At 66.0% G+C, this 26,588-nt stretch carries 26 protein-coding genes and 1 riboswitch; of the genes, 22 read left to right on the forward strand and 4 right to left on the reverse strand.

The window, feature by feature from the left end; translation table 11 throughout:
* The 5 genes from cobN to cobJ are packed head-to-tail and all read left to right on the forward strand — an operon-like array spanning window position 1 to window position 6,521.
* Window positions 1–3,294, forward strand: coding sequence for a cobaltochelatase subunit CobN (cobN, locus tag AC2FMM_RS08875; RefSeq protein WP_496796349.1), 3,294 nt, complete (start codon window positions 1–3; stop codon window positions 3,292–3,294).
* Window positions 3,291–4,418, forward strand: coding sequence for a ferredoxin-like domain-containing protein (locus AC2FMM_RS08880; protein ID WP_496796350.1), 1,128 nt, complete (start codon window positions 3,291–3,293; stop codon window positions 4,416–4,418). The genes cobN and AC2FMM_RS08880 overlap by 4 nt, the downstream gene beginning before the upstream one ends.
* Complete coding sequence (locus AC2FMM_RS08885) at window positions 4,418–5,047, forward strand: precorrin-8X methylmutase (protein ID WP_496742099.1); 630 nt, start codon at window positions 4,418–4,420, stop codon at window positions 5,045–5,047. The genes AC2FMM_RS08880 and AC2FMM_RS08885 overlap by 1 nt, the downstream gene beginning before the upstream one ends.
* Complete coding sequence (locus AC2FMM_RS08890) at window positions 5,044–5,772, forward strand: precorrin-2 C(20)-methyltransferase (RefSeq protein ID WP_496711734.1); 729 nt, start codon at window positions 5,044–5,046, stop codon at window positions 5,770–5,772. The genes AC2FMM_RS08885 and AC2FMM_RS08890 overlap by 4 nt, the downstream gene beginning before the upstream one ends.
* Complete coding sequence (gene cobJ / locus AC2FMM_RS08895) at window positions 5,769–6,521, forward strand: precorrin-3B C(17)-methyltransferase (protein WP_496796351.1); 753 nt, start codon at window positions 5,769–5,771, stop codon at window positions 6,519–6,521. The genes AC2FMM_RS08890 and cobJ overlap by 4 nt, the downstream gene beginning before the upstream one ends.
* On the opposite strand, the gene AC2FMM_RS08900 is transcribed toward cobJ, so the two are convergent.
* On the reverse strand, window positions 6,494–7,243 hold the full coding sequence (locus tag AC2FMM_RS08900; RefSeq protein WP_496796352.1) for a cobalt-precorrin-6A reductase: 750 nt from the start codon (window positions 7,241–7,243) through the stop codon (window positions 6,494–6,496). The genes cobJ and AC2FMM_RS08900 overlap by 28 nt on opposite strands.
* Between AC2FMM_RS08900 and cbiE the strand changes: the two genes are divergently transcribed.
* The 9 genes from cbiE (at window position 7,242) to AC2FMM_RS08945 (ending at window position 14,088) form a co-directional block, all read left to right on the forward strand.
* The gene (gene cbiE / locus AC2FMM_RS08905) at window positions 7,242–8,441 is read left to right on the forward strand and encodes a precorrin-6y C5,15-methyltransferase (decarboxylating) subunit CbiE (protein WP_496796353.1); all 1,200 of its coding nucleotides are present in this window, start codon (window positions 7,242–7,244) and stop codon (window positions 8,439–8,441) included. The two genes, AC2FMM_RS08900 and cbiE, sit on opposite strands and share 2 nt — an antisense overlap.
* On the forward strand, window positions 8,438–8,806 hold the full coding sequence (locus AC2FMM_RS08910) for a cobalamin biosynthesis protein (protein WP_496796467.1): 369 nt from the start codon (window positions 8,438–8,440) through the stop codon (window positions 8,804–8,806). The genes cbiE and AC2FMM_RS08910 overlap by 4 nt, the downstream gene beginning before the upstream one ends.
* The gene (cobM, locus tag AC2FMM_RS08915; RefSeq protein WP_496796354.1) at window positions 8,803–9,597 is read left to right on the forward strand and encodes a precorrin-4 C(11)-methyltransferase; all 795 of its coding nucleotides are present in this window, start codon (window positions 8,803–8,805) and stop codon (window positions 9,595–9,597) included. The genes AC2FMM_RS08910 and cobM overlap by 4 nt, the downstream gene beginning before the upstream one ends.
* Window positions 9,590–10,906, forward strand: a complete 1,317-nt coding sequence (locus tag AC2FMM_RS08920) for a cobyrinic acid a,c-diamide synthase CobB (protein ID WP_496796355.1) — start codon at window positions 9,590–9,592, stop codon at window positions 10,904–10,906. Before cobM ends, AC2FMM_RS08920 begins: the two co-directional genes overlap by 8 nt.
* Entirely contained in the window at window positions 10,903–11,631 is a 729-nt protein-coding gene (gene cobA, locus AC2FMM_RS08925; RefSeq protein WP_496796356.1) for a uroporphyrinogen-III C-methyltransferase, read from the forward strand. Before AC2FMM_RS08920 ends, cobA begins: the two co-directional genes overlap by 4 nt.
* Window positions 11,624–12,367, forward strand: a complete 744-nt coding sequence (cobF, locus tag AC2FMM_RS08930) for a precorrin-6A synthase (deacetylating) (RefSeq protein WP_496796357.1) — start codon at window positions 11,624–11,626, stop codon at window positions 12,365–12,367. The genes cobA and cobF overlap by 8 nt, the downstream gene beginning before the upstream one ends.
* 44 nt (window positions 12,368–12,411) lie before the next feature.
* Window positions 12,412–12,620: riboswitch (cobalamin riboswitch) on the forward strand.
* Between the two features lie 35 nt (window positions 12,621–12,655).
* Window positions 12,656–12,826, forward strand: a complete 171-nt coding sequence (locus tag AC2FMM_RS08935) for a CbtB domain-containing protein (protein ID WP_496680184.1) — start codon at window positions 12,656–12,658, stop codon at window positions 12,824–12,826.
* Window positions 12,827–12,830: 4 nt separating this feature from the next.
* A complete protein-coding gene (locus tag AC2FMM_RS08940) occupies window positions 12,831–13,529 on the forward strand; it encodes a CbtA family protein (protein ID WP_496796358.1) in 699 nt (232 codons plus the stop codon).
* Window positions 13,530–13,593: 64 nt separating this feature from the next.
* A complete protein-coding gene (locus AC2FMM_RS08945) occupies window positions 13,594–14,088 on the forward strand; it encodes a hypothetical protein (RefSeq protein WP_496796359.1) in 495 nt (164 codons plus the stop codon).
* On the opposite strand, the gene AC2FMM_RS08950 is transcribed toward AC2FMM_RS08945, so the two are convergent.
* A complete protein-coding gene (locus AC2FMM_RS08950) occupies window positions 14,076–14,420 on the reverse strand; it encodes a DUF1636 family protein (RefSeq protein ID WP_496680180.1) in 345 nt (114 codons plus the stop codon). The two genes, AC2FMM_RS08945 and AC2FMM_RS08950, sit on opposite strands and share 13 nt — an antisense overlap.
* Before the next feature lie 144 nt (window positions 14,421–14,564).
* Here AC2FMM_RS08950 and AC2FMM_RS08955 point away from each other — a divergent pair, with 144 nt between their 5' ends.
* The 3 genes from AC2FMM_RS08955 (at window position 14,565) to AC2FMM_RS08965 (ending at window position 17,896) form a co-directional block, all read left to right on the forward strand.
* Window positions 14,565–15,026, forward strand: a complete 462-nt coding sequence (locus AC2FMM_RS08955; RefSeq protein ID WP_496796360.1) for a DUF302 domain-containing protein — start codon at window positions 14,565–14,567, stop codon at window positions 15,024–15,026.
* A gap of 79 nt (window positions 15,027–15,105) precedes the next feature.
* A complete protein-coding gene (locus tag AC2FMM_RS08960) occupies window positions 15,106–16,725 on the forward strand; it encodes a thiamine pyrophosphate-binding protein (RefSeq protein ID WP_496796361.1) in 1,620 nt (539 codons plus the stop codon).
* On the forward strand, window positions 16,712–17,896 hold the full coding sequence (locus AC2FMM_RS08965) for a CaiB/BaiF CoA transferase family protein (protein WP_496796362.1): 1,185 nt from the start codon (window positions 16,712–16,714) through the stop codon (window positions 17,894–17,896). Before AC2FMM_RS08960 ends, AC2FMM_RS08965 begins: the two co-directional genes overlap by 14 nt.
* A gap of 130 nt (window positions 17,897–18,026) precedes the next feature.
* Here AC2FMM_RS08965 and AC2FMM_RS08970 read toward each other — a convergent pair whose 3' ends face one another.
* Window positions 18,027–18,842 carry a DeoR/GlpR family DNA-binding transcription regulator gene (locus AC2FMM_RS08970; RefSeq protein ID WP_496796363.1) on the reverse strand — a complete coding sequence of 272 codons (816 nt, stop codon included), beginning with the start codon at window positions 18,840–18,842 and terminating at the stop codon, window positions 18,027–18,029.
* 167 nt (window positions 18,843–19,009) lie between these two features.
* Here AC2FMM_RS08970 and AC2FMM_RS08975 point away from each other — a divergent pair, with 167 nt between their 5' ends.
* The 5 genes from AC2FMM_RS08975 (at window position 19,010) to AC2FMM_RS08995 (ending at window position 25,644) form a co-directional block, all read left to right on the forward strand.
* Window positions 19,010–20,671 (forward strand): Na/Pi cotransporter family protein, encoded by a 1,662-nt coding sequence (locus AC2FMM_RS08975; protein WP_496796364.1) that lies wholly within the window; start codon window positions 19,010–19,012, stop codon window positions 20,669–20,671.
* A 93-nt stretch (window positions 20,672–20,764) separates the two neighbouring features.
* Window positions 20,765–21,790, forward strand: a complete 1,026-nt coding sequence (locus AC2FMM_RS08980; RefSeq protein WP_496796365.1) for an ABC transporter substrate-binding protein — start codon at window positions 20,765–20,767, stop codon at window positions 21,788–21,790.
* Window positions 21,791–24,007 carry an ABC transporter permease gene (locus AC2FMM_RS08985; protein WP_496796366.1) on the forward strand — a complete coding sequence of 739 codons (2,217 nt, stop codon included), beginning with the start codon at window positions 21,791–21,793 and terminating at the stop codon, window positions 24,005–24,007.
* Window positions 24,004–25,077, forward strand: coding sequence for an ABC transporter ATP-binding protein (locus tag AC2FMM_RS08990; RefSeq protein WP_496796367.1), 1,074 nt, complete (start codon window positions 24,004–24,006; stop codon window positions 25,075–25,077). Before AC2FMM_RS08985 ends, AC2FMM_RS08990 begins: the two co-directional genes overlap by 4 nt.
* Window positions 25,078–25,644 carry a histidine phosphatase family protein gene (locus AC2FMM_RS08995; protein ID WP_496680165.1) on the forward strand — a complete coding sequence of 189 codons (567 nt, stop codon included), beginning with the start codon at window positions 25,078–25,080 and terminating at the stop codon, window positions 25,642–25,644.
* 3 nt (window positions 25,645–25,647) lie between these two features.
* Here AC2FMM_RS08995 and AC2FMM_RS09000 read toward each other — a convergent pair whose 3' ends face one another.
* Complete coding sequence (locus AC2FMM_RS09000) at window positions 25,648–26,439, reverse strand: inositol monophosphatase family protein (protein ID WP_496687404.1); 792 nt, start codon at window positions 26,437–26,439, stop codon at window positions 25,648–25,650.
* Window positions 26,440–26,588: the final 149 nt, after the last annotated feature.

Genomic DNA, 26,588 nt, shown 5'->3' on the forward strand with positions numbered 1-26,588 from the left:
ATGCACGTCGTCTTCCGCGAAAGCCACGGGCTCGAAGAAACCGAGACCCCGACCGATCTGGGCCAGAGCCCGGCGGATCTGGTGGTGTTGTCCTTTTCGGATAGCGATCTGGGTGCTTTCGCGGCCGGCTGGCATCGCGGCGGCGGGCCCGAGGGGCGGATGCCCTCGTTGCGGCTGGCGAACCTGACGGCGCTGAAACATCCACTATCGGTCGATACCTATGTCGAGCAGACGCTGGAGGGCGCCAAGGGTATCCTGATCCGCCTGATCGGCGGCGTGCCCTACTGGTCCTACGGGTTGCAGCAGGTGCTGGCGCTGGCGCAGGCCAAGGGCATCGCGCTGGCGGTGCTGCCCGCCGACGGGCGCGAGGATACGCGGCTGGACGATTATTCGACCCTGCCGGTCTCGACCCTGCGGCGACTGGCGCATCTGTGCGACACCGGTGGCGAGGTCGCGGCCCAAGCCGCACTGGCGCAGATGGCGCTGGCGGCGGGGCTCTATGCCGGGCCGGTTATGGGGGCCAAGACCCTGCCCGAATGCGGAGCGTGGTGCCCGGATCGCGGCGTAATCGCGCCCGAGGACGCGTTCGCAGGCGAAGGCCGGCGCATTATCGTAACCTTCTACCGCGCCTATCTGACTTCGGCCGATACCGCGTCGGTCGCGGCCCTGATCCGGGAAATCCGCGCGCGGGGCCACCAGGCAGTCGGGCTGTTCGCACCCTCGCTCAAGGCGCCTGCGGCGGCGCAATGGCTGGCTGAGAATATCCCAGCGATGGCGCCCTCTGCCATCATCAATGCCACCTCGTTTTCGGGCAAGGGCGCGTCGGGCACATCGCCCTTGGACGTGGCGGGCGTGCCGGTGTTTCAGGTCGCTCTGGCCACTTCGCGCCGCAAGGCCTGGGCTGAGGCCGAGCGCGGCCTGTCGCCTGCCGACCTGGCCATGCATGTTGTGCTGCCCGAGGTGGACGGGCGCATCTCGGCCGGTGTCGCCTCGTTCAAGGAACCGGGCAGGCGCGACCCACACCTGGAATATTCCCGCTTCGCCCACCGCCCCGAGCCCGACCGGATTGCCGCCATCGTCGACCGGGCGATGGCTTGGGTGGACCTGGCCGAGAAACCAAAGGCGCAACAGGTCCCCGCGCTGGTCCTGTCCACTTATCCCGGCAAGGACTGGCAGATGGCCCATGCGGTGGGGCTGGACGCGCTGGCCTCGGCCGAGGCGATCCTGTCCGACCTGCAGGGCGCGGGGTATGACACCGCCCCCGCCCAGCCGATTGCCGACACGCTGCTGGACGCCCGGATTTCATGGCCGGTCTCGGCCTACCGCGCCGCACTTGCGCAACTGCCAGAAGCGTTGCGCGCCGATCTGGAAACCGTCTGGGGTGCGCCCGAGGATGACCCGGCCTGCGCCGATGGGGCCTTCCACTTCACCGCGCTTCGGCGCGGCAAGGCGCTGTTGGCGCTGCAGCCCGAACGCGGCACGCCGGAATTGCGGGACGACGAATATCACGACCTGTCGCGCACGCCCCGGCACGGATATGTGGCCTTTTACCTGTGGCTGAGGCACGGGTTGGGGACGGATGCGCTGATTCATATCGGCGCACACGGAACGTTGGAATGGCTGCCGGGCAAATCGGTGGCGCTCTCGGCGGAATGCTGGCCCGAGGCGCTGATCGGCGATCTGCCAGTGATCTACCCGTTCATCGTGAACGACCCGGGCGAAGCCGCGCAGGCCAAGCGCCGGATCGGGGCCGTCACGCTGGGCCACATCCCGCCGCCGATGAAGCAGAGCAGCACGCCCGACCGCATGGTGCGGTTGGAATCGCTGCTGGACGAGTTCTCGAACGCCGACGGACTGGACCCCAAGCGGCGCGACCGGCTGCAGGCCGATATCCGTGACGAGGCCCGCGCCATCGGGCTCGAGGCCGATCTTGGGCTGGATCAGGCCACCAGCACCGCCGAGGCGATCACCCGCATCGACCGTTTCGTCTGTGACATCAAGGAAAGCCAGTTCGGCGACGGGCTGCATGTCTTTGGCCGCGCGCCGCAGAGTGCGGGCAATTTCGACACTGCCGCGTCGGCACAGGCCGAACGGCAGGCCCTGCTGGATGCTTTGGCCGGCAAACGGATCGAGGCCGGGCCGTCCGGCTCGCCCTATCGCGGGCGCACCGACGTGCTGCCCACGGGCCGCAACCTGTTCACCACCGATCCGCGCTCCGTCCCGACCCGCGCGGCCTATGCGCAGGGGGTGAAACTGGCCGAAGAACTGGTGCGCCGCCACCTGCAGGAGGAAGGCGACTATCCCAAGGGCCTGATCGTCGATCTGTGGGGCTCTGCCACGATGCGTACGGCGGGCGAGGAATTCGCCATGGCGCTGCACCTGCTGGGCGTCAAACCGGTCTGGGATCCGGGGTCGGAGCGCGTGAGCGGGATCGAGGTTCTGCCGATCACCGATCTGGAGCGCCCCCGGCTGGACGTGACTCTGCGCGTCTCGGGCCTGTTCCGCGACGCGTTCCCGACCCTGTCGGCCCTGTTCGGACAGGCGGTCCGGGCGCTGTCGGAACGCGACGAGGCGCCCGACTGGAACCCCTATGCGGGTCAGCCGCCCACCGCCCGCGTCTATGGCCCGGCGCCAGGCAGCTATGGGCTGAAGATGACCCACCTGTCTGAAACCTATACAGACGAGGCGCGCGCGCAGGCCGGTCAGGCCTGGCTGGACGCCAGTGCCTTTGCCTTCGAGGGCGAGCACATCGCCCACGACCCCGACGGGATCACCCAGCGCGTGGCGCAGGCCGACAGTTTCGTGCACCTGCAGGACCTGACCGAAACCGACCTGCTGCTGGCAAACGACTATGCCACGCACGAGGCCGGCTTTGCCGCCGCCAAAAAGCTGACCGGCGGGCAGGCGCAGTTGTATCATCTGGACAATACGCGCCCTGAAACGCCCCGCGCCCGCACTCTGCCCGAGGAAATCAGCCGCGTGGTCCATGCGCGCGCCGCCAATCCTGACTGGATCGCCGGGATGCAGCGCCACGGCTTCCGCGGCGCAGCCGAGATCGCGGCAACGCTCGACCACATGGCGTCTTTCGCGCATTTGTCAGGCAGCGTCGCCCCGCATCTGTTCGACCTCTACCACGATGCGACCCTGGGCAACCCCGAGGTGGACGCGTTCCTGCAGCAGGCCAATCCGCAGGCCCATCAAGCCATGAAGGACCGGTTCCGCGCGCTGTACGAGGCCGGGCTGTGGAACACCCGCCGCAACTCGATCCGCGCCGATCTGGAGGGGCTGGGATGAGCGCCCCGGTCGTTCAGGGCTGGTGCCCCGGCGCGCATCGCCCGATGATGTCCGGAGACGGGCTGGTCGTGCGGGTGCGCCCGCGTCTGGCCCGGCTGAGCGCCGCGCAGACGCTGGGGCTGTGTGATCTGGCCCTGCGGTTCGGCAACGGGACCATCGACCTGACCAACCGCGCCAACCTGCAACTGCGCGGCGTGGCCGAGACGGACCATCATGCGCTGCTGGCCGAGCTGTCGGCGCTGAACCTTCTGGATCCTGAGCCGGGGCTTGAGACCCGGCGCAACATCCTTGTGTCGCCGCTGCACCAGCCGGGCGACCTGACCGCGCGCCTGACACAGGCATTGGCCGACCGGCTGGGCGACCTGCCCGCCCTGCCCGCCAAGTTCGGCTTTGCGGTGGATACCGACCAGGCGCGGCTGCTGGCCGGGGACTCGGCCGATATTCGGCTGGAGCGGGGACCTTCGGGCCTGATCCTGCGCGCCGACGGGGCCGAGACCGGCCGTTTGGTGACCGAGGACGCGGCGATCGACTGCGTGATCGAACTGGCCCAGTGGTTCGCCGAGCGCTTCACTTCTGACACCCGCCGCATGGCCCGTCTGATCGCAGCGCAGGAGCTGCCCAAGGAATGGCAGGGCCACGCCCCCGGCCCCGTGGCACCCGCGCCACAACCCGGCAATAACGCAATCGGCCCGATCTACGGCGCGGCCTTCGGGCAACTGCCCGCCGACGACCTGCGCGCGCTGGTCGAAGCCTCGGGCGCCGCTGCCCTGCGTGTCACGCCCTGGCGGCTGTTCATGTTGGAAGGCGGGGCGGCGATCCCCGCCCCGGCCTTCGTGACCGACGGCGCCGACCCTCTGCTTACCACCGACGCCTGCCCCGGCGCGCCATTCTGCCCGCAGGCGCAGGCCGAGACCCGCGCCATCGCCCGCGCGCTGGCTCCGCGCGTGTCCGGCAGCCTGCATGTCTCGGGCTGCGCAAAAGGCTGCGCGCGCATGGGCGCAGCCGATCTGACGCTGGTGGGCCGCGACGGGCGCTTTGATCTTGTAAAACACGGCCGCGCGGGAGATGAGCCCCTGCAGCGCGGGCTGGACCCCGAAACACTGAAGACCATGGACCTGACCTGATGCCCTATGAATACGAAACCGACGGCGCGGCGATCTACAAGCAATCCTTCGCCACGATCCGGGCCGAGGCCGATCTGGCCCGTTTCGACCCCGACGAAGAGCAGGTCGCCGTCCGCATGATCCATGCCGCCGGGATGGTCGGTTTGGAAGAGTTCATCCATTTCTCACCCGGCTTCGTGCGCACCGCGCGCGCGGCGCTGGAGAACGGCGCGCCGATCCTGTGCGACGCGCGGATGGTGTCCGAAGGCGTCACCCGCTTTCGCCTGCCCGCCGAGAACGAGGTGATCTGCACCCTGCAGGACGAGCGCGTGCGCCCGCTGGCCGAGAAGATGGGCAACACCCGATCCGCCGCCGCGCTGGAACTGTGGCGCCCGCACCTTGAAGGCGCGCTTGTCGCCATCGGCAACGCGCCCACGGCGCTGTTTCACCTGCTGAACATGCTCGAGGACCCAGACTGCCCCCGCCCCGCCGCGATCATCGGCTGCCCGGTGGGATTTGTCGGCGCGGTCGAATCCAAGGACGCGCTGTGGGAGGCGCAGCCCGTCCCCAGCTGCATCGTCAAGGGCCGCTTGGGCGGCAGCGCCATCACCGTCGCCGCGATCAACGCCATCGCAAGCCGGGCGGAATGACCATGGGCACGATCTATGGCGTGGGCCTCGGCCCAGGCGATCCCGATTTGATGAGCGTCCGGGCCGACCGCCTGTTGCGCAACGCGAAACACGTGGCCTATTTCCGCAAGCCCGGCCGAAGCGGGCAGGCGCGCAAGATCGTCAACGGGATGATCCGCGACGATGCGGTCGAGTTTCCCATGGAATACCCAGTCACAACCGAGATCCCGGTCACCGATCCGCGCTACAACGCGCTTCTGGCCGAGTTCTACGAACGCTGCACCGCGCGCTTGAAAGAACTGGCCGATCAGGGCGAGGACGTGGTGGTGTTATGCGAGGGAGACCCGTTCTTTTATGGCTCGTTCATGCATCTCTACACCCGCCTGCGCGACGTGGTGCCCGTCGAGGTGGTGCCGGCGATCACCGGCATGTCGGGCGCTTGGACGGCCTCGGGTGATCCGATCACCTGGGGCGACGACATCCTGACGGTGCTGATGGGCACCCTGCCCGAAGAGGTTCTGGCCGACCGAATGGCGCGCACCGACGCGCTGGTGGTGATGAAGATCGGCCGCAACATCGACAAGGTGAAACGCGCGCTCAAAACGGCGGGCCTGTTCGACCGGGCCTGGATCGTGGAATACGCGCAGATGCCCAACCAGACCGTCCGCAAGCTGAGCGACGCCTGCACCGAGGTCACGCCCTATTTCTCGATCATCATCGTGCACGGACAGGGGCGGCGGCCATGAACGGCTGGGTCAAGATCGCCGGGCTTGGCCCCGGAAACGAGGCGCTGGTGACCCCCGAGGTGACCGCCGCCTTGGCCGATGCGACTGATGTGGTGGGCTATATTCCCTACGTCGCGCGGGTGGCCGAACGGCCGGGCCTGACCCTGCACGCCAGCGATAACCGGGTCGAGATCGACCGCTCGCAGCACGCGCTGCGCATGGCGGCCGAGGGCAAGCGGGTGGTCGTGGTCTCGTCGGGCGACCCGGGCGTGTTTGCCATGGCTGCCGCCGTGTTCGAGGCGCTGGAAAACGGCCCCGACACCTGGCACGAGATCCCTGTCGAGGTTCTGCCCGGCATCACCGCCATGCTGGCCGCCGCGGCCCGGGCGGGCGCGCCGCTGGGCCATGATTTCTGCGCCATCAACCTCAGCGACAACCTCAAGCCCTGGGCCGTGATCGAGAAACGCCTGCGGCTGGCCGCGCAGGCCGATTTCGCAATGGCCTTTTACAACCCGCGCTCGAAGTCGCGACCTGAAGGCTTTGTAAAGACGCTGGAAATCCTGCGGCAGGAATGCGAGCCCGAGCGTCTGATCATGTTCGCTCGCGCCGTATCGCGCCCAGATGAGGCAATCCGCATCGCGACCCTGGCCGAGGCAACGCCCGACATGGCCGACATGCAGACGGTGGTGATCGTCGGCTCGTCGCTGACCCGCGTCATCGACCGGCCCATCGGCCCCATCGTCTATACTCCAAGGTCCACGCCGGAATGAGCCAGCCAGTCCAGAACCTGCGGCACGCTTGTCAACTCGACCCGGCGGGGCAGCCTGGGCCGGTCGATCATCAGCACCGGGATGCCCAACGCTCGCGCGGCGTCCAGCTTGGCGCGGGCCCCGGTGCCGCCAGCGTTCTTGGACACCACCAGTTCGGTTCGGTGCCAGCGCATCAGCGCCGTGTCGTCCTGAACGGAGAACGGCCCGCGCGACACGACGACCTCGCAATCGGCAAAGGGCAACGCGCCGGGTTTATCGACCAGCCGCAGAAGGTAGTGGTGTTGGGGCTGCGCCGCGAAATCCTCAAGATGCATGCGCCCGACCGCAAGGAACACCCGACGCGGCGGCCCGGCCAGCGCGGCGACGGCGCCGGCGATGTCGGGCACGCGTTGCCACCGGTCGCCGGGCACGGCCGTCCATTCCGCGCGGGTCAGCGCGGCCAGCGGCGTCTGCGTTTTCTGGCAGGCGGCGATGGCATTGCGGCTCATCTGCGCGGCAAAGGGATGGGTGGCGTCGATCACATGGGTCACGCCGGTGTCGCGGATATGACGCGCCAGACCCTCGGGCCCGCCAAAGCCACCCACGCGCGTGGGCAGCGGTTGCGGCCGCGGGTTGTCGACCCGGCCCGCATAGGAATAGGTTGCCGCCACACCCAAATCCGCCACGGCGCGGGCCAATGCGTTGGCCTCGGTCGTGCCGCCAAGGATCAGGAGGTTGGGCATGTCTGAAACTCCGTGGCTGACCATCCTGGGCCTGGGCGAGGATGGACTGGATGGCCTGTCGGCCGCAAGCCGTCAAGAGTTGGAGCGTGCCGAGGTCATCATGGGCCCGCCCCGGCACCTGTCACTGGTTCCCGAAACCGGAGCCGAACGCATCGAATGGCCGGTGCCGTTCGCCGACGGGCTGCCCTTTCTGCAGGGGCTGAAGGGCCGGCGCACGGTGGTGCTGGCCTCGGGTGATCCGTTCTGGTTTGGCTCCGGGTCGGTGATCGCGCGCAATTTCGCCCCCGAAGACTGGGTGGCACGGCCTGGGCAGTCGACCTTCTCGCTGGCGGCCGCGCGGTTGGGCTGGCCGTTGGAAAGCACTGCCACCTTCGGCCTGCACGCCGCCCCCCTGACCCGCCTGCGTCCGCATCTGTCGCGCGGCCTGCGCGCCATCGTCCTGCTGCGCGACGGTGCCGCTGTGGCCCAGCTGGCCCGCTATCTGACCAAGACCGGATTCGGCGATACGACCCTGCACGTGATGGAGGCCCTCGGCGGCCCTCGGGAACGCGCGCGCAGCATGTCCCTGACCGAAGCCCTGCTGGGTTCGTTCGGGCATCCGGTCTGCGTTGCGCTCGAGGTTTCGGGCGACGGGCGTGCGCTACCGTTGGCCTCGGGCAAACCCGACGAGATCTTCGAAACCGATGGGCAGATCACCAAACGGCCGGTGCGCGCGCTGACCCTGTCGGCGCTGGCGCCCGCTCGGGGCGAGCATCTGTGGGACATCGGCGGCGGCAGCGGCTCGATCGGCATCGAGTGGCTGATGTGCGACCCGTCCCTGACCGCCACCACGATCGAGCCGCGTGCAGACCGCGCCGCGCGCATCCGCGCCAATGCCGACGCGCTGGGACAGGATCGGTTGCAGATCATCCATGGCCGGGCGCCTGACGCGCTGGACGGCCTACCCTTGCCTGACGTGGTGTTCATCGGCGGCGGGCTGAGCGACGCGCTGCTGGACTGGCTTGCGGCCAACCTGCCCTCGGGCACCCGGCTGGTGGCCAACGCCGTGACATTGGAAAGCGAAGCAGTGCTGAGCCGATGGCACGCCAAGCTGGGCGGCGACCTGCTGCGGATCGAGCTGGCGCAGGCCGGCGACCTCGGCCCGCGGCGTGGCTGGAAATCGGCCTATCCGGTCGTTCAGTGGAGCGTGACCCTATGATCGTGGCCGGGCTTGGGTTTTCGTCCACCGCGACCTGCGCCAGCCTGCGCGCCGCGTTCGACCGCGCCACTGCCGGGCAGGCGGTGGACGCGCTGGCCACCGCCGCCGACAAGGCCGGCCATCCGGCGCTGGCCGAATTTGCCGCCGCCTGCGCCCTGCCCCTGCATTTCGCGGACCCGGCCGATCTGGCCGGGCAACGCACCCTCACCTGCTCGCCCCGCAGCCGCGCCAGTCATGGCACCGGCAGCGTGGCCGAAGCTTCCGCCCTTGCCGCCGCCGGACCGGGCGCGCGGCTGCTTTCACCCCGACAGATCTCGGACGACCGGCTTGCCACCTGCGCGGTCGCCATCGGAGGACAGACATGACCGTTCATTTCATCGGCGCCGGACCGGGCGCCGCCGACCTTCTGACCCTGCGCGGTCGCGACATCATCGCCGCTTGCCCGGTGTGCCTGTATGCCGGATCGCTTGTGCCCGAGGAGATCCTGGCGCACTGCCCCGAAGGCGCGCGCATCGTGAACACCGCGCCGATGGATCTGGATCAGATCATGGCTGAAATCAAAACCGCCCATGACGCCGGTCAGGACGTGGCCCGCCTGCATTCGGGCGACCTGTCGGTCTGGTCGGCGATGGGCGAACAGATCCGACGCCTGAAACAGATGGGCATTCCCGTCAGCGTGACCCCCGGCGTTCCGTCCTTTGCCGCCGCCGCGGCCGCTTTGGGCACCGAACTGACCCTGCCCGGGCTGGCACAATCGGTGGTGCTGACGCGGACCCCGGGGCGCGCCTCGTCCATGCCCGAGGGCGAAACGCTGGAAAACTTCGCCGGCACTGGCGCCACACTGGCCATCCACCTGTCGATCGGCAATCTGGACAAGGTAGTGGCTGACCTGACCCCCGCATATGGCGCCGATTGCCCCGTGGCCGTGGTGTACCGCGCCAGCTGGCCGGACGAGCGGATCGTCCGCGCCACCCTGGGCACGCTGAAGGAATCGCTGGACGAGAGCATCTCGCGCACCGCGCTGATCCTGGTCGGGCCGGCGCTGGCCGGTGAAGGATTCGACGAAAGCTGTTTGTATTCAAAGACCTATGACCGCCGTTACCGCCCACAAAGCGCCGACAGCCCGTGGTCGAGCTGGAGTCACGGAGATGACTAACCCGCCCGGACTGCTGATCTCGGCCCCATCCTCGGGGACGGGCAAGACCACGGTGATGCTGGGCCTGCTGCGCGCGCTGGCCGAGGACGGGCTGACCGTGCAACCCTTCAAGAGCGGTCCCGACTACATCGACCCGGCCTTTCACCGGGCGGCGGCGGGGCGGGCCTCGTTCAACCTGGACAGCTGGGCGATGGGCGCGCCATTACTGGGCGCGATTGCAGCGCAGGCCAAAGGCGCCGACATCGTGGTGGCCGAAGGGTCGATGGGACTGTTCGACGGGGTAGCAAAGCCGGGCGAGCTGGGCCATGGGTCCAGCGCCGAGACCGCGCTGCGCATGGGCTGGCCGGTGGTACTGGTGCTGGATGTGGGTGGCCAGGCTCAGTCGGCTGCGGCCACGGCGCTGGGGTTTCGGATGTACAACCCCGACCTGCCCTTTGCTGGCGTGATCCTGAACCGCTGCGCCAGCCAGCGCCACGAACGCCTGACCCGTCTTGGGATGGAGCGCGCGGGCCTGCCGGTTCTGGGCGTTTTGCCCCGGCGCGGCGACCTGACCCTGCCCGAGCGGCATCTGGGTCTCATCCAGGCGGTCGAGCACCCCGATCTGGAAAGCGCGATTTCCGGATACGCGGCCTTTCTGCGCGAACATGTGGATCTGGAGGCGATCAAGCGGGCGGCCTCCTCGGGCCCGATGGGGCCGTCGTCGGCCGCGCTGCCGCGCCCTCCGGCGCAACGGATCGCGTTGGCCCAGGACGCGGCGTTTTCCTTTACCTACCCGCATCTTCTGGAAGGCTGGCGGGCGGCCGGGGCCGAGATCCTGCCGTTCTCCCCTCTGGCGGACGAGGCGCCGGCCCCGGATACCGATCTGGTCTGGTTGCCCGGCGGGTACCCCGAACTGCACGCCGGAACCCTGGCTGCGGCAGAGCGGTTCCTGACCGGCTTGCGCAAACATGCCGAAACGCGGCCCGTGCATGGCGAATGCGGCGGCTACATGGCCTTGGGACAAGGGCTGATCGACAAGGACGGCACCCGCCACCGGATGGCCGGGCTGCTGGGCCTGGTCACTTCGTACGAAAAGCGCAAATTCAACCTAGGCTATCGCCGGGCCGAGTTGCTGGCCGACATGCCCGGGTTCTCTGCTGGAACCGCGCTGCGGGGGCACGAGTTCCACTATTCCTCGATCGTCGAGCAGCCCGACGCGCCCTTGGCACGGGTTTTTGACGCCGAAGGCGCCGAAGGTCCGCAGACCGGATCGCGTCGCGGACATGTCACCGGTACGTTCTTCCATCTGATCGCAGAGGCCAGCGCATGAGCGGTTTCGTTTCCTTCATCGGGTCCGGTCCCGGCGACCCGGAGTTGTTGACCCTCAAAGCCGTGGACCGGCTGCAAAAGGCCGACGCGGTGCTGTTCGACGATCTCAGCAGCGGGCCGATCCTGAGCCATGCGCGCAAAGAGGCCGACCTTGTGGGCGTGGGTAAGCGCGCCGGGCGGCCCTCGCCCAAGCAGGACCACGTCAGCCGCCTACTGGTGGAGTACGCCCAGACCGGCCAACGGATCGTGCGGCTGAAATCGGGCGATGGCGGCCTGTTCGGGCGGCTCGAAGAGGAACTGGTAGCCCTGCGCGCCGCCGGGATCGCATACGAGATCATTCCGGGCATCCCCTCGGCGATTGCCGCGGCCGCGGCGGCGGGCATCCCGCTGACTCGCCGGCTGACCGCGCGGCGGGTGCAATTCGTCACCGGCCACGATGTCAGCGGCAAGCTGCCCGAGGACCTGAACCTGCCCGCGCTGGCCGACCCGGGCGCGACGACGGTGGTGTTCATGGGCAAGCGCACCTTTCCCCTGCTGGCACGAGTTCTGCACACGCATGGGCTGCCGCTGGACACCCCTGCGCTGATGGCAGAATCGGTTTCGACGCCTCAGCAGTCGCTGCACCGGTCCACCGTCGGTGCACTGGCCGAGCGCCTAAACTCCGAGATCGGTACCGCGCCGGCGCTGATCCTCTATGGCCCGCTGGCGGAGAGCGACGATGATTGATCTGGTCTTGATCGGGATCGGCACCGGCAACCCCGATCATGTGACGCTTCAGGGCGCGCAGGCGATCCGCGCGGCCGATCTGATCCTGATCCCGCGTAAGGGCGTCAACAAGGCCGATCTGGCGGGGGTGCGCGAGGAAATCATCCGAAAGGTCACCGACGCACCGCCCCAAATTGCCTATTTCGACATCCCCGAGCGCCGGTCACAGGACGGCTACCTGCGCGGCGTGGATGAATGGCACGACGCAATCGCCCTGCGCTGGCAGGAGGCGATGGCTCGGCACCCCGAGGCACGCACCGTCGCCCTGCTGATCTGGGGCGACCCGTCGCTCTATGACAGTTCGCTGCGAATCGCGGCGCGGCTGGACCCGCAGCCAAACACCACCGTGATCCCAGGCATCACGGCGCTGCAGGCGCTGACGGCGGCCCATGCCATGCCCATCAACGAGATCGGCGCGCCTTATCTGGTCACCACCGGCCGGCGCATCCGCGACGAGGGCTGGCCCAGAGACGCGCATACGGTTGCGGTGATGCTGGATGGCGCGTGTTCGTTCCAGACGCTGAACATGGCCGATTTTGACATCTGGTGGGGGGCTTACGTGGGTATGCCCGAGCAGATCCTGATCAAGGGTCCACTGGCCGATGTGACCGACGAGATTCTGCGCACGCGCACCGAAGCCCGCGCCCGGCACGGGTGGATCATGGATATCTATGTCCTCAAAAAGCGCGGGATTTGACGCGAAAGGTCGCAAATGGCGATTGCGCCAAAGCGGCATTCACGTCTAAATGGTCGGGTCTGGTCCTGCCGGAGACATCCGGATGCTAAGAGGGAATTTGGTGCGGCCTGCGCGCAGGTCAAATCCAAAGCCGCCCCCGCGACTGTAAGCGGTGAGCCCTGTTCAACCTGCCACTCCCGATCCGTTCGGGGGGAAGGCGAACAGAGGCGCTGACCCGCAAGCCAGGAGACCTGCCAGGCGAACAATGAAACACCGGCCGTCGGGTGCGGCGGCACAGGAGGACAGAAAATGACGACACAAACGCAAACCGCATCAACGGTACGCGCCGGCATGCTTTCGGCAGTGTTCGCGGCGGCCTTGGGCCTGGGGATCATCACCGTGGCCGGTCACGTTCAGGCATCGGCGCTGCATGACGCCGCCCATGACGTGCGCCACGCAACCGGCTTCCCCTGCCACTAAACCAATGTTCAGCCGCATTCTGACCAGCGCGTTGTTCGCTGGTGCCGCAGCCGGGTTGATCGTCGCCCTGCTGCAGTTGCTATTCGTGCAGCCCGTGTTGCTGCACGCTGAACTCTATGAGTCCGGGGAGTTGGTGCATTTCGGGGCCGAGGCCGTGTCGGCCCATCCCGAGCTGCCGAGCATGTTCTCGGACCTGACCCGCGACGGGCTGAGCGTGGTGTTCACCATGCTGACCTATACCGGCTATGCGCTGGTTTTGGTCGCCCTGATGTCGCTGGCCGAGGCGCTGGGCCACCCGGTTGACGGGCGCACGGGCGTGTTGTGGGGCCTGGCCGGTTTCATCGCCTTTCATCTGGCGCCGGGTTTCACCCTGGCCCCCGAGGTTCCGGGCGTAGCCGCAGCCGATGTGTTCGCGCGGCAAATCTGGTGGTGGGCAACCGTCGCGGCTGCCGTGGTGGCGCTGTGGCTGATCGCCTTTGGTGGCAACATCGTCAGCTATCTGGTCGCGGCCGTGCTGCTGATGGCCCCGCACCTGATCGGCGCGCCGGAACCCGACGTGTTCACCGGGCCGGTTCCGACCGAGATCGGGGCCCTGTTCGCCGCGCGCGCCTTCGGCGTGGGTCTTGCGGCCTGGGTGCTGCTGGGTGCTTTTTCCGGGTATTTCTGGCAAAGCGAGGGCAAGCGCGTCGAAGCCGCGGCCTGATCCCCGAAATCCCACGATCCGCCGGCGACCAACTGGCGGATCATCTGCTTTTCAAGGAAACAAGATGACACGCTCGCTTGCACTATTTGCGATCGGTCTGGTCTTTGGCGGGGGCGCCGGGTTCGTGCTGGCCGCAGCCAACGGCGTCACCTTCGACGGTCACGACCATACCGACCCCGCTCAACACGGCGGCCATCACGTCGAGGCCACGGCCCATGATCACAGCACCGCCATCGACCTGCCCGCCGGACCGGATGCGCCGGGGCTGGAGATCGCCGTCACCCCTGACCCGATGGCGGGTTGGAACCTGCATGTGGTGCCAAAGAACTTCCACTTCTCTCCGGAGAACGCCTCATTGGCGGACAGGCCTGGCGAAGGCCATGCGCATGTCTATGTGAACGGCGTCAAGCTAGCGCGGCTTTATGGTAACTGGATGCACCTTCCGGACCTGCCCAAGGGCGAAGCCACCATTGAGGTCTCGCTGAACGCCAACAGCCACAGCCCGCTGGTCGTGGATGGGGTGCCTGTCAGCGCCTCAGTCACGGTTCAGGTGGACTGAAGCGCGGGGATCCGCGCCCGCAGACACAAGCGAAGCCGCCCGCACGGCCGGGCGTCCTCGATCCAGCCATTCGGGCTGTTCAGAATGGTCCGGCAGGTCGCCGCAATGTCATCGGCATCTGCAACCGGATCGATCCCCGAAAACACGTAAGACGCCAAGCTTTCCCCCTGAATCGCCACCACGGTCGGTTCATTGCAGCCACTGAAACAGGCGTGCTCGGCGATCGCGACCTGCCCGTCCAGTCCCGCAGCGCGCAGGGCTTCCAATACGGCCTGTCGCTCGGCCGGCTGGTCGCGCTCGCCCGCGCAGCTGCTGCAGATCAAAACACGCATGCCCCTCGCCTGCCTTTTCCGATTCACACTGTCGCTTGTGCGGGTTTCGCAACCCCGGCGCAAGCCCGCCACCCACGATATTGTGACTGTACGCGCCCGTGATTTCGGCAAGACTCGAGCCAACCACGACTTGGAGAGCCCGCGATGAAACATCTTGTGTTTTTCCTCGGCCTGCTGGCGCTTCCCGCGCTGGCGGCCGATATCGAACCCCGGCCGGGTTGGGCCGTCCACCCGTCGGCCAAGGCCCATGACGCGCTGGTGGCCGACACGATCGCAGCGGTCAAGGCAAACGGGATGGCCGTGGTCACCCAGGCCGGGCCGACCAAGGCCGCCGCCGCGCGCGGCATCACCATTCCGGGCAACTGGGTGATCGGCGTCTTCAACAACGACTATGCGGTGCGGGTTCTGGAACAATCGGTGCCCGCGATGATCGAGGCGCCGATCCGCCTCTATGTCACGGAAAACGAGGACGGAACCGCTACGCTGTCCTACAAGACGCCCAGCCTGGTCTTTACCCCTTACACCGATGGCACCGGCGCCCTGACCGCGATCGCCGCAGAGTTGGACGCCAAGTTCGCCGCCATCGCCGAGATGGCTGTCAATTAGTCACACTGACGTGATGCGGCTTGCGCCGGCCCGGAACCTCCGCAATCTGCTGCGCAACGGAACTTACGGAGCTTGTTCGATGCAGGACCTGTCCCCCCGCGCTGCGGACCTTCTGGCGCAACGGCTGTACGAGGCCGGGTGCCGCCACGCCTTCGGCATGCCCGGAGGCGAGGTGTTGACACTGGTCGATGCACTGGAACAGGCCGGGATCACCTTTCACCTGACCAAGCACGAAAACTCCGCTGGTTTCATGGCCGAGGCGGTGCACCACCGCGACGGCGCGCCAGCGATTCTGGTGGCGACTCTGGGGCCGGGGGCAATGAACGGCATCAATGTCGTGGCCAACGCGCTGCAGGATCGGGTGCCGATGATCGTGCTGACCGGCTGCGTCGATGCCGACGAGGCGCTGACCTATACCCATCAGGTCATGGATCACGCGCAGGTCTATCGCTCGATCACCAAGGGTACGTTCACCCTGACGGCCAAGGGCGCCGACATCATCGCCGACAAGGCCGTGTCGCTGGCCACGCAGCCTCGACCGGGACCGGTGCATATCGACGTGCCGATTTCCGTCGCCGATACCCGGGTGTCGGTCACCAAACGCCGACGGCTGACCCGGGCCGCCCGCGTCGCGCCCGAGGGGACATGCCTCGAGAAGGCCCGCCGCTGGGTGGCCGAGGCCGAGCGTCCGCTGGCGATCATCGGGCTGGACGTGCTGTATGACGACTCGCGCAGCGTTGTGCGGGCGTTTCTGGAACATTTCGGCATCCCGTTCGTCACGACCTACAAGGCCAAGGGCGTGGTGCCCGAGGATCACTCGCTGTGCCTGGGCGGTGCGGGCCTGTCGCCCCTGGCCGACGCGCTCCTTGTGCCGCTGGTCGAACAGGCCGACCTGATCCTGTGTCTGGGCTACGACCCGATCGAAATGCGCCCAGGTTGGCGCGAGATCTGGGACCCGGACGAGAAACGCGTGATCGACATCTCGGCCGTGGCGAATGACCACTACATGCACCAGGCGGGGCTGAACCTGGTGGCCGATACCGGCGCCACGCTTGAGGCGATCGCCAAGGGCAACCCTGCACGACCGACTTGGCCCCAAGGCCAACCGGCGCAGGTCAAGGCCGCATTGGCTGCGGCCTTTCCGACCGATGACGACTGGGGCCCCGCCGCCGTGATCGCCGAGGCCCGCGACACCCTGCCCCCCGAAACACTGGCCACCGCCGACAGCGGCGCGCACCGCATCCTCCTTAGCCAGATGTGGCAATGCTCCGAAGCGCGCGGCCTGATCCAGTCGTCGGCGCTGTGCACGATGGGTTGCGCCGTTCCAATGGCGATCGGCTTGAAACTGGCCGAACCAGACCGACCGGTGATCAGTTTTTCCGGCGATGCCGGTTTCCTGATGGTGGCCGGTGAGTTGTCGACCGCCGCAGAAATGGGCGGAAACCCGATCTTTCTGGTCTTTGTCGATGCCAGCCTGGCACTGATCGAATTGAAACAACGCCAGCGCCAGATGGGCAACCGGGGCGTCGATTTCGACCGGCATGACTATGCCGCGATGGGCCGGGCGTTCGGCGGAAACGGCCACACCGTACGCAACCGCGCCGAACTGCGGGCGGCGCTGAAGGCCGCGATGGCCGCCGACACGTTCACCGTGATCGCCGCCGAGATCGACCGCGGAGGCTATGATGGCCGCATCTGACGGACCGCTGAAGGGCGTCAAGGTTCTGGATCTGTCGCGCATTCTGGCCGGCCCGACCTGTACGCAACTGCTGGGCGATCTAGGCGCTAGCGTGATCAAGGTGGAAAATCCGGCCACCGGGGGCGACGACACCCGCCAGTGGGGGCCGCCCTATGTCACCGATGCGGATGGCAACCCGACCGATCTGAGCGCCTATTTCATGGCCGCGAACCGCAACAAGAAGTCCGTCGCCATCGATATCGCCACGCCAGAGGGGCAGGAACAGATCCGGCGGCTGGCTTCCCATGCCGACATCTTCATAGAAAACTTCAAACCCGGCGGGCTGGCCAAATACGGGCTGGACCATGAAACCCTCTCGCGCGACTTTCCGGGGCTGATCTACTGTTCGATCTCGGGCTACGGCCAGACCGGCCCGAACGCGGCCAAGCCTGGCTATGACCTGATGGCACAGGGCTATGGCGGGATCATGTCGCTGACGGGCGAACCGGACGGAGCCCCTATGAAAGTGGGCGTGGGCATCGCCGACGTAATGTGCGGCATGTACGCGACCGTTGGCATTCTGGCGGCGCTGCGCCACCGGGATCAGACCGGCGAAGGCCAGCAGATCGACATCGCGCTGGTCGACAGCCAGATCGCATGGCTGATCAACGAGGGCGTGAATTATCTGACCTCGGGCCAGGTTCCACAGCGGCGCGGCAATGGGCACCCCAACATCGTGCCCTACGATGTTTATGAATCCGCCGACGGCCACGTCATTCTGGCCGTGGGAAATGACAGCCAGTTCCGGCGCTTCTGCGGCTTTCTGAACCTCGATCACCTACCCGACGATGCGCGGTTCGCCACCAACCCGGCCCGGCTGGAACACCGCGATGCCCTGAACGCGGTTCTGCGGCCCGCGCTGCAGCGGCTGGACACCAAGGCCATCATCGATGGCCTCGAGGCGCTGAAAGTGCCGGTCGGCCCGGTTCAGACACTGGATCAGGTCTTTGCCTCGGACCAGGTGGCCGCGCGGCAGATGCAGATCAACATGCAGGCCGGCTCCGCCCCCGTCAATCTGATCGGAAACCCGCTGAAGCTGTCCCGCACGCCCGTGACCTATCGAACGGCACCTCCGACCTTTGGGGCGGATACCCAAGCCGTCCTGGACGCGGACGACCCGTTCGAGGCATGACCAGGAACTGCCTTGATCGGGCATATGTGGGGCCATCGCCCCGACGATCACACTGAACTGGGCGCAAAGTTGGACAACGGAAGTTTGGCGCGGCTCTGTGCGGCCCTTCTTGGACCAGAGCTTGCCGGTTTCAGCCAAAGTCCGCCAACACGATTTCCACGTTTGCAGCGTCGAGCGCCGCGCGCAGCGGCCCCGTCGGCGCGGTATCGACCACGACGCTGTCCAAATCGGCCAGCGCGCCGGCGCGGACCAAACCCTTGCAGCCGAATTTCTGCGCATCGATCAGCAGGTGCCTGTTGGCCGCGCGCTGCAGCATCGTCCTCTTGATCGCCGCAAAGCCGCTGATCGCCTCTGACACCCCCTCGTCGGTCAGGCCCGTCGCGCCGATCAGGCAGCGATCGACATTGAACCGCGAGAGATACTCGAGCGTATCGGCGCCGATCACGGCCGATTCAGCCGGCAGGAATTCCCCCGGACAGAGGATCACGTCGGCCGCGCTGTCACCCAGCGCTGCGGCGACCGGAATCGAGTTCGTTATCACCGTACAAGACCGCCCCTGCAACGCCAGAGCGCGGGCCAGTTGAATCGTTGTTGACCCGGAGTCGATCATTACCGTGTCGCCCTCCTGCACCAGCTCAGCCGCCGTTTCCCCGATACGCGTACGCTCGGCGGCGCGGGCGGCCGTACGCTCGTCAAGGCTGGGGTAATGGCCTTGCGACGCGGTCGAGGCCCCGCCATGCGCGCGCGCCAGCAGGCCATCCTTGGCGAGGGCGTCAAAATCCCGCCGGACGGTCTCGGTCGAGACGTTGAAGCTGCGGGCCAAATCGCTGATCCGGACATGCGGCCGCAATTTCAGCTCGAGCAGGATCTGGCGCCGCCGGTCTGATTTCTTCAGCCGGTCCTTTCCCTTCCTGGCGTCTTTCTGTTTTGCCTTGGTGTTTGACATCTTTAACTCCGGCCCGGTCAACAAGGCAAAACTGTGGGCTTTCCAGCATTTTTGCAAATATTTTGTTGCAAAACCCTCAAATCGGTGGTGACACTTGCCAAACTTCGAGAATACAAACGCGGTTGGTCAACAATGCGCCACCAAAGACTGAAGCGGGCGACTTCCACATGATCGTACTTGCCACACATCTCGCGGCGGCGGTGGCGCTGCTGTTGTGGTCAGTCCGGCTGATCCGAACGGGCATCGAACGCGCCTTTCTGCCGGAACTGAAGCGTGGGCTGAAAACCTTGTCCGAACGCAAGCTGTCGGCCGCACTTGGCGGCAGCCTGACGGCCATGCTGATGCAAAGCGCGACTGCGGTGGCCCTGATCGGCGCAGGATTCGCCGTATCGGGGATGTTGGCGGCGCAATCGGCTCTGGCCTTGATTCTGGGGGCCGAGTTGGGCTCGGCCTTGATGACGCAGGTTCTGTTCCTGCCGGTCGAGGCGGTGATACCCTTTGCCTTACTTGCGGGCGTGGTCACCTTCTTGAAGGCGCAGCGCCGCAAGACCAAACAGGTCGGCCGCATCGTGATCGGATTTGCCCTGGTGCTGCTGTCGCTTGGCATGATCCGCGAGGCCACCGCGTCGATCGGGGCCAACCCGATCGTCCAGAGCATTGCCGCCTATTTTGAGAACGATCTGCTCAGCGCCTATGTGATCGGCGCATTGCTGGCCTGGGTGATGCATTCCAGCCTGGCCTCGGTACTGACGTTCGCAACCTTCACTGCATCGGGACTGATCGCCGCCCCGGTCGCGGCCGCACTGGTGATCGGGGCCAATCTGGGCGGAGCGGTGATTCCGGTAGCCCTGCTGTGGGGACACGAGCGCCCGGCCAGGCTGGTGGTTCTGTCGAACCTCGTGGCACGTGCGGGTCTGACGCTGGTTGCCCTGACACTGCTGCTGGCCGGGATACTGAACATGGACATGCTCACTGCTGCGCCGGGCCAGCAGGTTGTCCTGCTGCATATCCTGCTGAACGCCATCCTTCTGGTGGTCGCACTGCCGCTGACCGAACCTCTGGTTGCATTGGTCGACAGGTTTCTGCCGCGCCACGCGGCGTCAACCACCGAAAGCGTTTCGGCGCTGGATCCCGGCGCCCTCGACCACCCGCCCCTGGCAATGGCCTGCGCACAGCGCGAGCTGCTGCGTATGGCAGAAACGGTGCAGGCCATGCTTGTGCCGGTGGTTCAACTGTTTCGGAACTGGAATCCGGAACTGGCCCGGGTGATCCAGCTGCGCGAGGACGAGGTCGACCGGATGCACTTCGCCATCAAGATCTACATCTCGCGCATGCGCGAAAACGACCTGACGCCGGAGCAGGAAAAGAAATCGCTGGGCATTGTGGCCACGGCCAACAACCTGGAAGAGGCCGCCGACCGGCTCGCGGTCAACCTGGTGGCGGTGGCGCAAAAACTGGCCGACGAAGCGTTGACCTTTTCCAAGGAAGGGTTGGCCGACATCGAACATTTCCACGATCAGGTCGTTACGAACGGCCAGTTGGCGCTAAGCGTTCTGACAACCGGCGACGCCGAGGCCGCTCGTCAGTTGGTGGCCGAGAAGGACCGGATCCGGATCGAGGAACAGAACCTGCAGGAACGGCACCTGAAACGTCTGCAGAACGGCGCGGCGGCCAGCATTGAAACCACGAACATCCATCAGGAAACACTGCGCCTGCTCAAGCAGGTGAACGCGGCCCTCGCCTTCGTGGCCTATCCGATCGCCGAGGAAACCGGTGATCTGCTGGGCAGCCGACTGGCCCGCCCCCGCAAGATCGGAGGCGCATCCTGAAGGAAACTGACTGAAACAAAGCGGCGCAAGACCGTGTGAGGACGAGTACGAGGCGGCCAACCCGGCCACCGACATGCAACTGGGAGGAAAGACATGAAACGACTCACACTGACATTCGCAGGTTCACTCGTGGCCCTGACCACCTCGGTCTCGGCCTCCTACGCGGACAAGCTGACCCTGTACTGCTCGGCGCAGGAAGACTGGTGCCAGTTGATGGCGCGCAGCTTCGAGGACGCCACCGGCATCGATGTCAACATGACCCGCAAATCCTCGGGCGAGACCTTTGCCCAGATCCGCGCCGAGGCGTCCAACCCCAAGGGCGACGTGTGGTGGGGCGGTACGGGTGATCCGCACTTGCAGGCCGCAGAAGAGGGCCTGACGATGGAGTATCTCTCGCCCATGCGCGACCAGCTGCATGACTGGGCGCTCGCGCAGGCCGAAAGTGCCGAAAACCGGACGATCGGCATCTATTCGGGCGCGCTGGGCTATGGCTACAACACCGAGTTGCTGGCAGCCAACAACCTGGCCGAGCCGTCCTGCTGGAAGGATCTGCTCAAGCCCGAATACAAGGGCCATATCCAGATGGCGAACCCGAACTCGTCGGGGACCGCCTACACGACGCTGGCCTCGATGGTGCAGATCTTCGGCGAGGACGAAGGGTTCGACTTCATGAAGGGCCTGCACAAGAACATCAATCAATACACCAAATCGGGCTCGGCCCCGATCAAGGCGGCGGCCCGTGGCGAGACGACCATCGGGATCGTCTTCATGCATGACGCGGTAAAACAAGCCGTGGCGGGCTTTCCCATCCAGGTGGTCGCCCCGTGCGAAGGCACCGGCTATGAGATCGGGTCGATGTCGATCATCGACGGCGCCCGCAACGTCGAAGAAGCCAAGAAATTCTATGACTGGGCCTTGAGCGCTGAGGCGCAGAACCTGGCGCTCGAGGTCAACGCTTTCCAAGTACCGTCGAACAAGGCGGCCAAGACCTCGGACAGCGCGCCGGACATGAGCCAGATCAAGCTGATCGACTATGATTTCAAGAAATACGGCTCGTCCGACGAACGCAAACGCCTGCTGCAGAAATGGGACGAAGAGGTTTCGGTTCTGCCGCAGTAAATGACGCGTTCCACCACAAAAACGGCCCATTCGGTGCTGACCTTCTGGATCGCCGCCGGGTGGGTCGGCTATTGGCTGCTGCCGTGGTACATGGTCGAGGACGGCTTCTGGTCGTTCCACTGGCTGGTCGATGGCTATCCGTTTGACGACGACTATGCCCCTGCGGCCTTTCTGATTGCACAGGGCAAGAAGCTTTGGCTGGCGCCGATGGTCCTTGCGCTCGCCTTGCCACTGCTGGCGCTGGGCCGGCCGAAATCCGACCCGCTGCACGCCCGCATCCTGATCCTATCGGGGGCGTTCGGCTTTGCCTGGCTGATCGCGCAGGGGTTCGGCATCGGCATCCGCGGTTTCTACTTCGACTGGCTGACCGCCCTGTTCGGAGAGCTGGGCGACCGGCAGTTCGGCATGGGCTATGGCGCGATGATCTGCGCCTCGAGCTTTCTTTTTTTGCTGACCCAGGGGATCGCTGCGCGCGGCGCCGTGAACGGAGACGTGTTCGTCGTCAGCGCCATCGGCGGCGTCATCACCATCGTCACCGCCTTTGTCTTCTTCCCGATCGCCAGAATGCTGTTTGCCGCCTTCGTGACCGAGGACGGGGCCTATTCGGTGGCGGTCTTCTTCTCGAAATTCTTCGACGACCGGCTGTGGGGGCTGGGGTGCCTGTGGGGCGCGAAATGCGGTGCGGCCTGGAATTCGCTGGTGCTGGCGGTTCTGGTCGGGCTGCTCACCACCGCGTTGGGCCTGTGTTTCGCGCTGGTCGTCACCCGGTCGGGCTTTCGCTACAAACGAGCGCTGCGCGCCCTGACGGTGCTGCCTATCATCACCCCGCCCTTCGTGATCGGACTGGCGCTGATCCTGCTGTTCGGCCTGTCCGGATCGATAACGCGCTTCGTCGCCGATCTGTTCGGCACCCAGCCCACGCGCTGGCTGTACGGGATGCCCGGCATCCTGATCGCACAGACCCTTGCCTTCACGCCCATCGCCTTCCTGGTGCTGATCGGCGTGGTCGAGGGTGTCTCGCCCTCGATGGAGGAGGCCGCACAGACCTTGCGGGCCAACCGGTGGCAGACCTTCAGAACCGTCTCGCTGCCCTTGATGCGACCGGGCCTCGCGAACGCCTTTTTGCTGGGCTTCATCGAGAGCATGGCCGATTTCGGCAACCCGCTGGTTCTTGGCGGCAATTTCGACGTGCTGTCGACCGAGATCTTCTTTGCCATCGTCGGCGCCCAGTACGATCAGGGCCGCGCGGCGGTGCTGGCGATGGTGCTTTTGTTCTTTACCCTGTCGGCCTTCTACGCCCAGCGCGTCTGGCTGGGCAAGAAAAGCTATACCACCGTGACCGGCAAGGGCGATTCCGGTGTGCATCCGCTGATGCCCACGGGCCTGTCGATCCCGGTAGCGGTAATCGCGCTGGGCTGGGCGCTGTTCACGGTGGTCGTCTATGCGATGATCGTCTATGGCAGCGTGGTCGAGCTGTGGGGGGTCAACAACACGCTGACCTTCAAGCACTACGTCACCGCCTTCTCGGTGCGGCTGGACGCGGAAGGCATCCGCTGGACCGGCGCCGCCTGGGACAGTTTCTGGACCACCATAACCATCGCCGCCATCGCCGCCCCGCTGACCGCCGCCGTGGGTCTGGTGACGGCCTACCTTCTGACCCGGCAGAATTTTGCGGGCAAGAACGCCTTTGAATTCGGCACCATGCTGTCCTTTGCCATTCCCGGCACGGTGATCGGCGTCAGCTATATTCTGGCGTTTAACGTGCCCCCGATCGAGATCACGGGAACCGGTGTCATCCTGGTGGTCAGCTTCATCTTTCGCAACATGCCGGTGGGTGTGCGCGCCGGCATCGCCAGCATGTCACAGCTGGACCGCAGCCTGGATGAATCCTCGCTGACGCTGGGGGCGAATTCCTGGCAGACCTTCCGGCGGGTCATCCTGCCGCTGCTGCGGCCGGCGATCCTGGCTGCGCTGGTCTACAGCTTCGTCCGCGCGATGACCGCCATCTCGGCCGTGATCTTCTTGGTCAGTGCCGAATATGACATGGCCACCAGCTATATCATCGGGCGGGTCGAGAACAACGATTACGGCCTGGCCATCGCCTATTCCACGACCCTGATCTTCGTGATGCTTGCGGCGGTCGGGCTGCTGCAACTTCTGGTGGGCCGGGTCCGCATCGGGCGGCGCACAGTGCACGAAACGGAGACATTGCCATGACCGACACTCATATCGGCTCGAAGGCCGCCCCGGTCCGCTTTGAACGCGTGTCCAAGGTTTTCGGAAAGGATGTCGTCGCCGTCGACGCCATCGACCTGCATGTCGAAGCGGGCAAGCTGGTCACGTTGCTGGGTCCGTCGGGCTGCGGCAAGACCACGACCCTGCGCATGATCGCGGGGCTCGAGATGGCCAGTTCGGGCCGCATCCTTATCGGCGACCGCGACGTGACAAAGCTACCGGCGACCGACCGCGACGTGTCGATGGTGTTCCAGTCCTATGCCCTGTTCCCGCACATGAGCGTGCTGGAAAACGTCATGTATGGCCTGACCTTTTCGGGCTTCGGCAAGGACGAGGCCCGCAGCCGCGCGTTGCAGGGGCTGGATCTGGTGGGCCTCAAGGGGTTTGACGCGCGGTTGCCATCGGAACTGTCGGGCGGTCAGCAGCAGCGGGTCGCCGTGGCGCGTGCGCTGGTTCTGGAACCGCAAGTACTGTTGTTCGACGAGCCGCTGTCGAATCTGGATGCCAAGCTGCGCCGCCAGGTGCGCGAGGACATCCGCGCCATCCAGCAGGATCTCGGCCTGACAGTGGTCTATGTCACCCATGACCAGGAAGAGGCACTGGCCGTATCGGACGAGATCGTGGTGATGCGCAACGCCGCCATTGCCCAGATCGGAACGCCCCGACAGCTTTATGATGCCCCCAACGACCGCTTCGTGGCCGATTTCATCGGCGAGGCCAACCTGCTGGCCTGTCAGATCGTTGCCATCGAAGGCGAAACCGCAACGATCGAAATCGAAGGCTATCGCCATTGCCTGCCATCCCGCGGGCTGCCCCAAGGGCCGGGCACCGTCGCCGTCCGCCCGTCGCGGCTGGTGATCGGGGCCGAGCGGGGAATTCCGGCCACGGTGGCCAAAGCAACCTATGTCGGTGTGCGGATGGAATACACGCTGACCGGCAATTTCGGCCAGGTCTTCGCGGTGCACGAAGACGTGGACACCCCGCTGGCCCCCGGCGCGCAGGTGCGGATGGCCTTCGCCGACAAAGGCCCGGTCTTGCTGCCCGAGACATAGATGCCCGACCTGCTGGTGATCACGCACCCCGAAGTCGTCGTCGACCCCGACATCCTGGTGGTGGACTGGCCTCTGTGCGACTTGGGCCGCCGCCGGGCCAAGGCATTCGCCGCCAGCCCCGAAATGGACAAAGTTTCACATATATGGGTCAGCACCGAAAGAAAGGCCCGCGAAACCGCTGCGATCCTTGCGGCGCCTCGCGCCTTGCCTGTGGCACAAAACGCGGCCTTGGGCGAAAATGATCGCAGCGCCACAGGATATTTGCCCCACACCGTATTCGAAAGCGCGGCCGACGCGTTTTTTGCCCAGCCCGACCAGAGCTTTTGCGGATGGGAAACCGCTCGCGCCGCGCAGACCCGGATGCTCGGTGCCGTTTCCCGGATTGTCGCAACGCATGACGGGGCGGATCTTGCGGTCGTGACCCATGGGGCCGTCGGCACGCTATTGTGGTGTGCCTTGTCGCACCGGCCCATCGACCGCCAATTCGACCAACCTTTCCAAGGACATTTCTGGCGCGCGGATCTGGCTACCTTGCGGCCTCGGACCGGGTGGCGCTCAATCGGCTAGCGGTCAGTCCGCCCAGGCCTGCTCGGCGATCTCGCGCAGGGTGTCGAACACGTCGGGCGTGCCCGCGATCACGCGGCCGCCCTGGCGGATCATGGCATCGGCATCCTGATCTTCAACACAGCCACCGGCCTCGGCGATCATCAGTTGCCCCGCCAGGCAGTCCCAGGCGTTCATGTGCTCTTCGACATAGCCCAACAACCGCCCCGCCGCGACATAGGCCAAAGACAAGGCCCCACTGGCATTGCGGTGAAACATCGCCCCGCGCGCAATCAGGTCTGACACGATCGGCACGACATGGCGCGCCTCGATCCGGTTCGAATAGCCAACCGCCACCGTGCCCGAATTCAACGCGACGCCGGAAGCAACCTGCATCGGTGCTCCGTTCAGCGTGGCGCCGCCACCGCGCGCGGCCGCAAAGGTTTCGTGCACATTCGGATCATGGATCACGCCGATCTGGGTCCGCCCATCAGCGACCCCGGCCAGAACCACCGTCCAGACCGGGATTCCATTGACGAAATTCGTTGTGCCGTCTATCGGGTCGATCACCCAGTCAAAGCCGCTGGTCCCCGGCGTGCGGCCGTGTTCCTCGCCCACCACCCCATCCTCGGGCCATGTCTCTGCGATTTTCTGGCGAATGAAGGTCTCGACATTCCGGTCGGCCTCGCTGACCCAGTCCTGCGCGCCCTTCCGGTCGACGACCAGCGCACTGCGATCCGCAAAATAGCGCATGGCGAGTTCACCGGCCTGCTTGCAGATTGCAACGGCAAAATCCTTGCGGGTCAGGTCGTTTGTCACGGGGCACCTCCATGTTATGCGCCGTACTGTGGCAACTGTGGCCCCGAAAGGCAAACCGACCGTCCCTTGCGAGATACCTCTGGGTGATCGCGCGGCAAACACAGCCTGCAACTGAAACACTCTGGCCCGTTTCGGCGGCAAGTTGCTGA

It is taken from the genome of Ruegeria sp. BHSC043 (assembly GCF_059612985.1).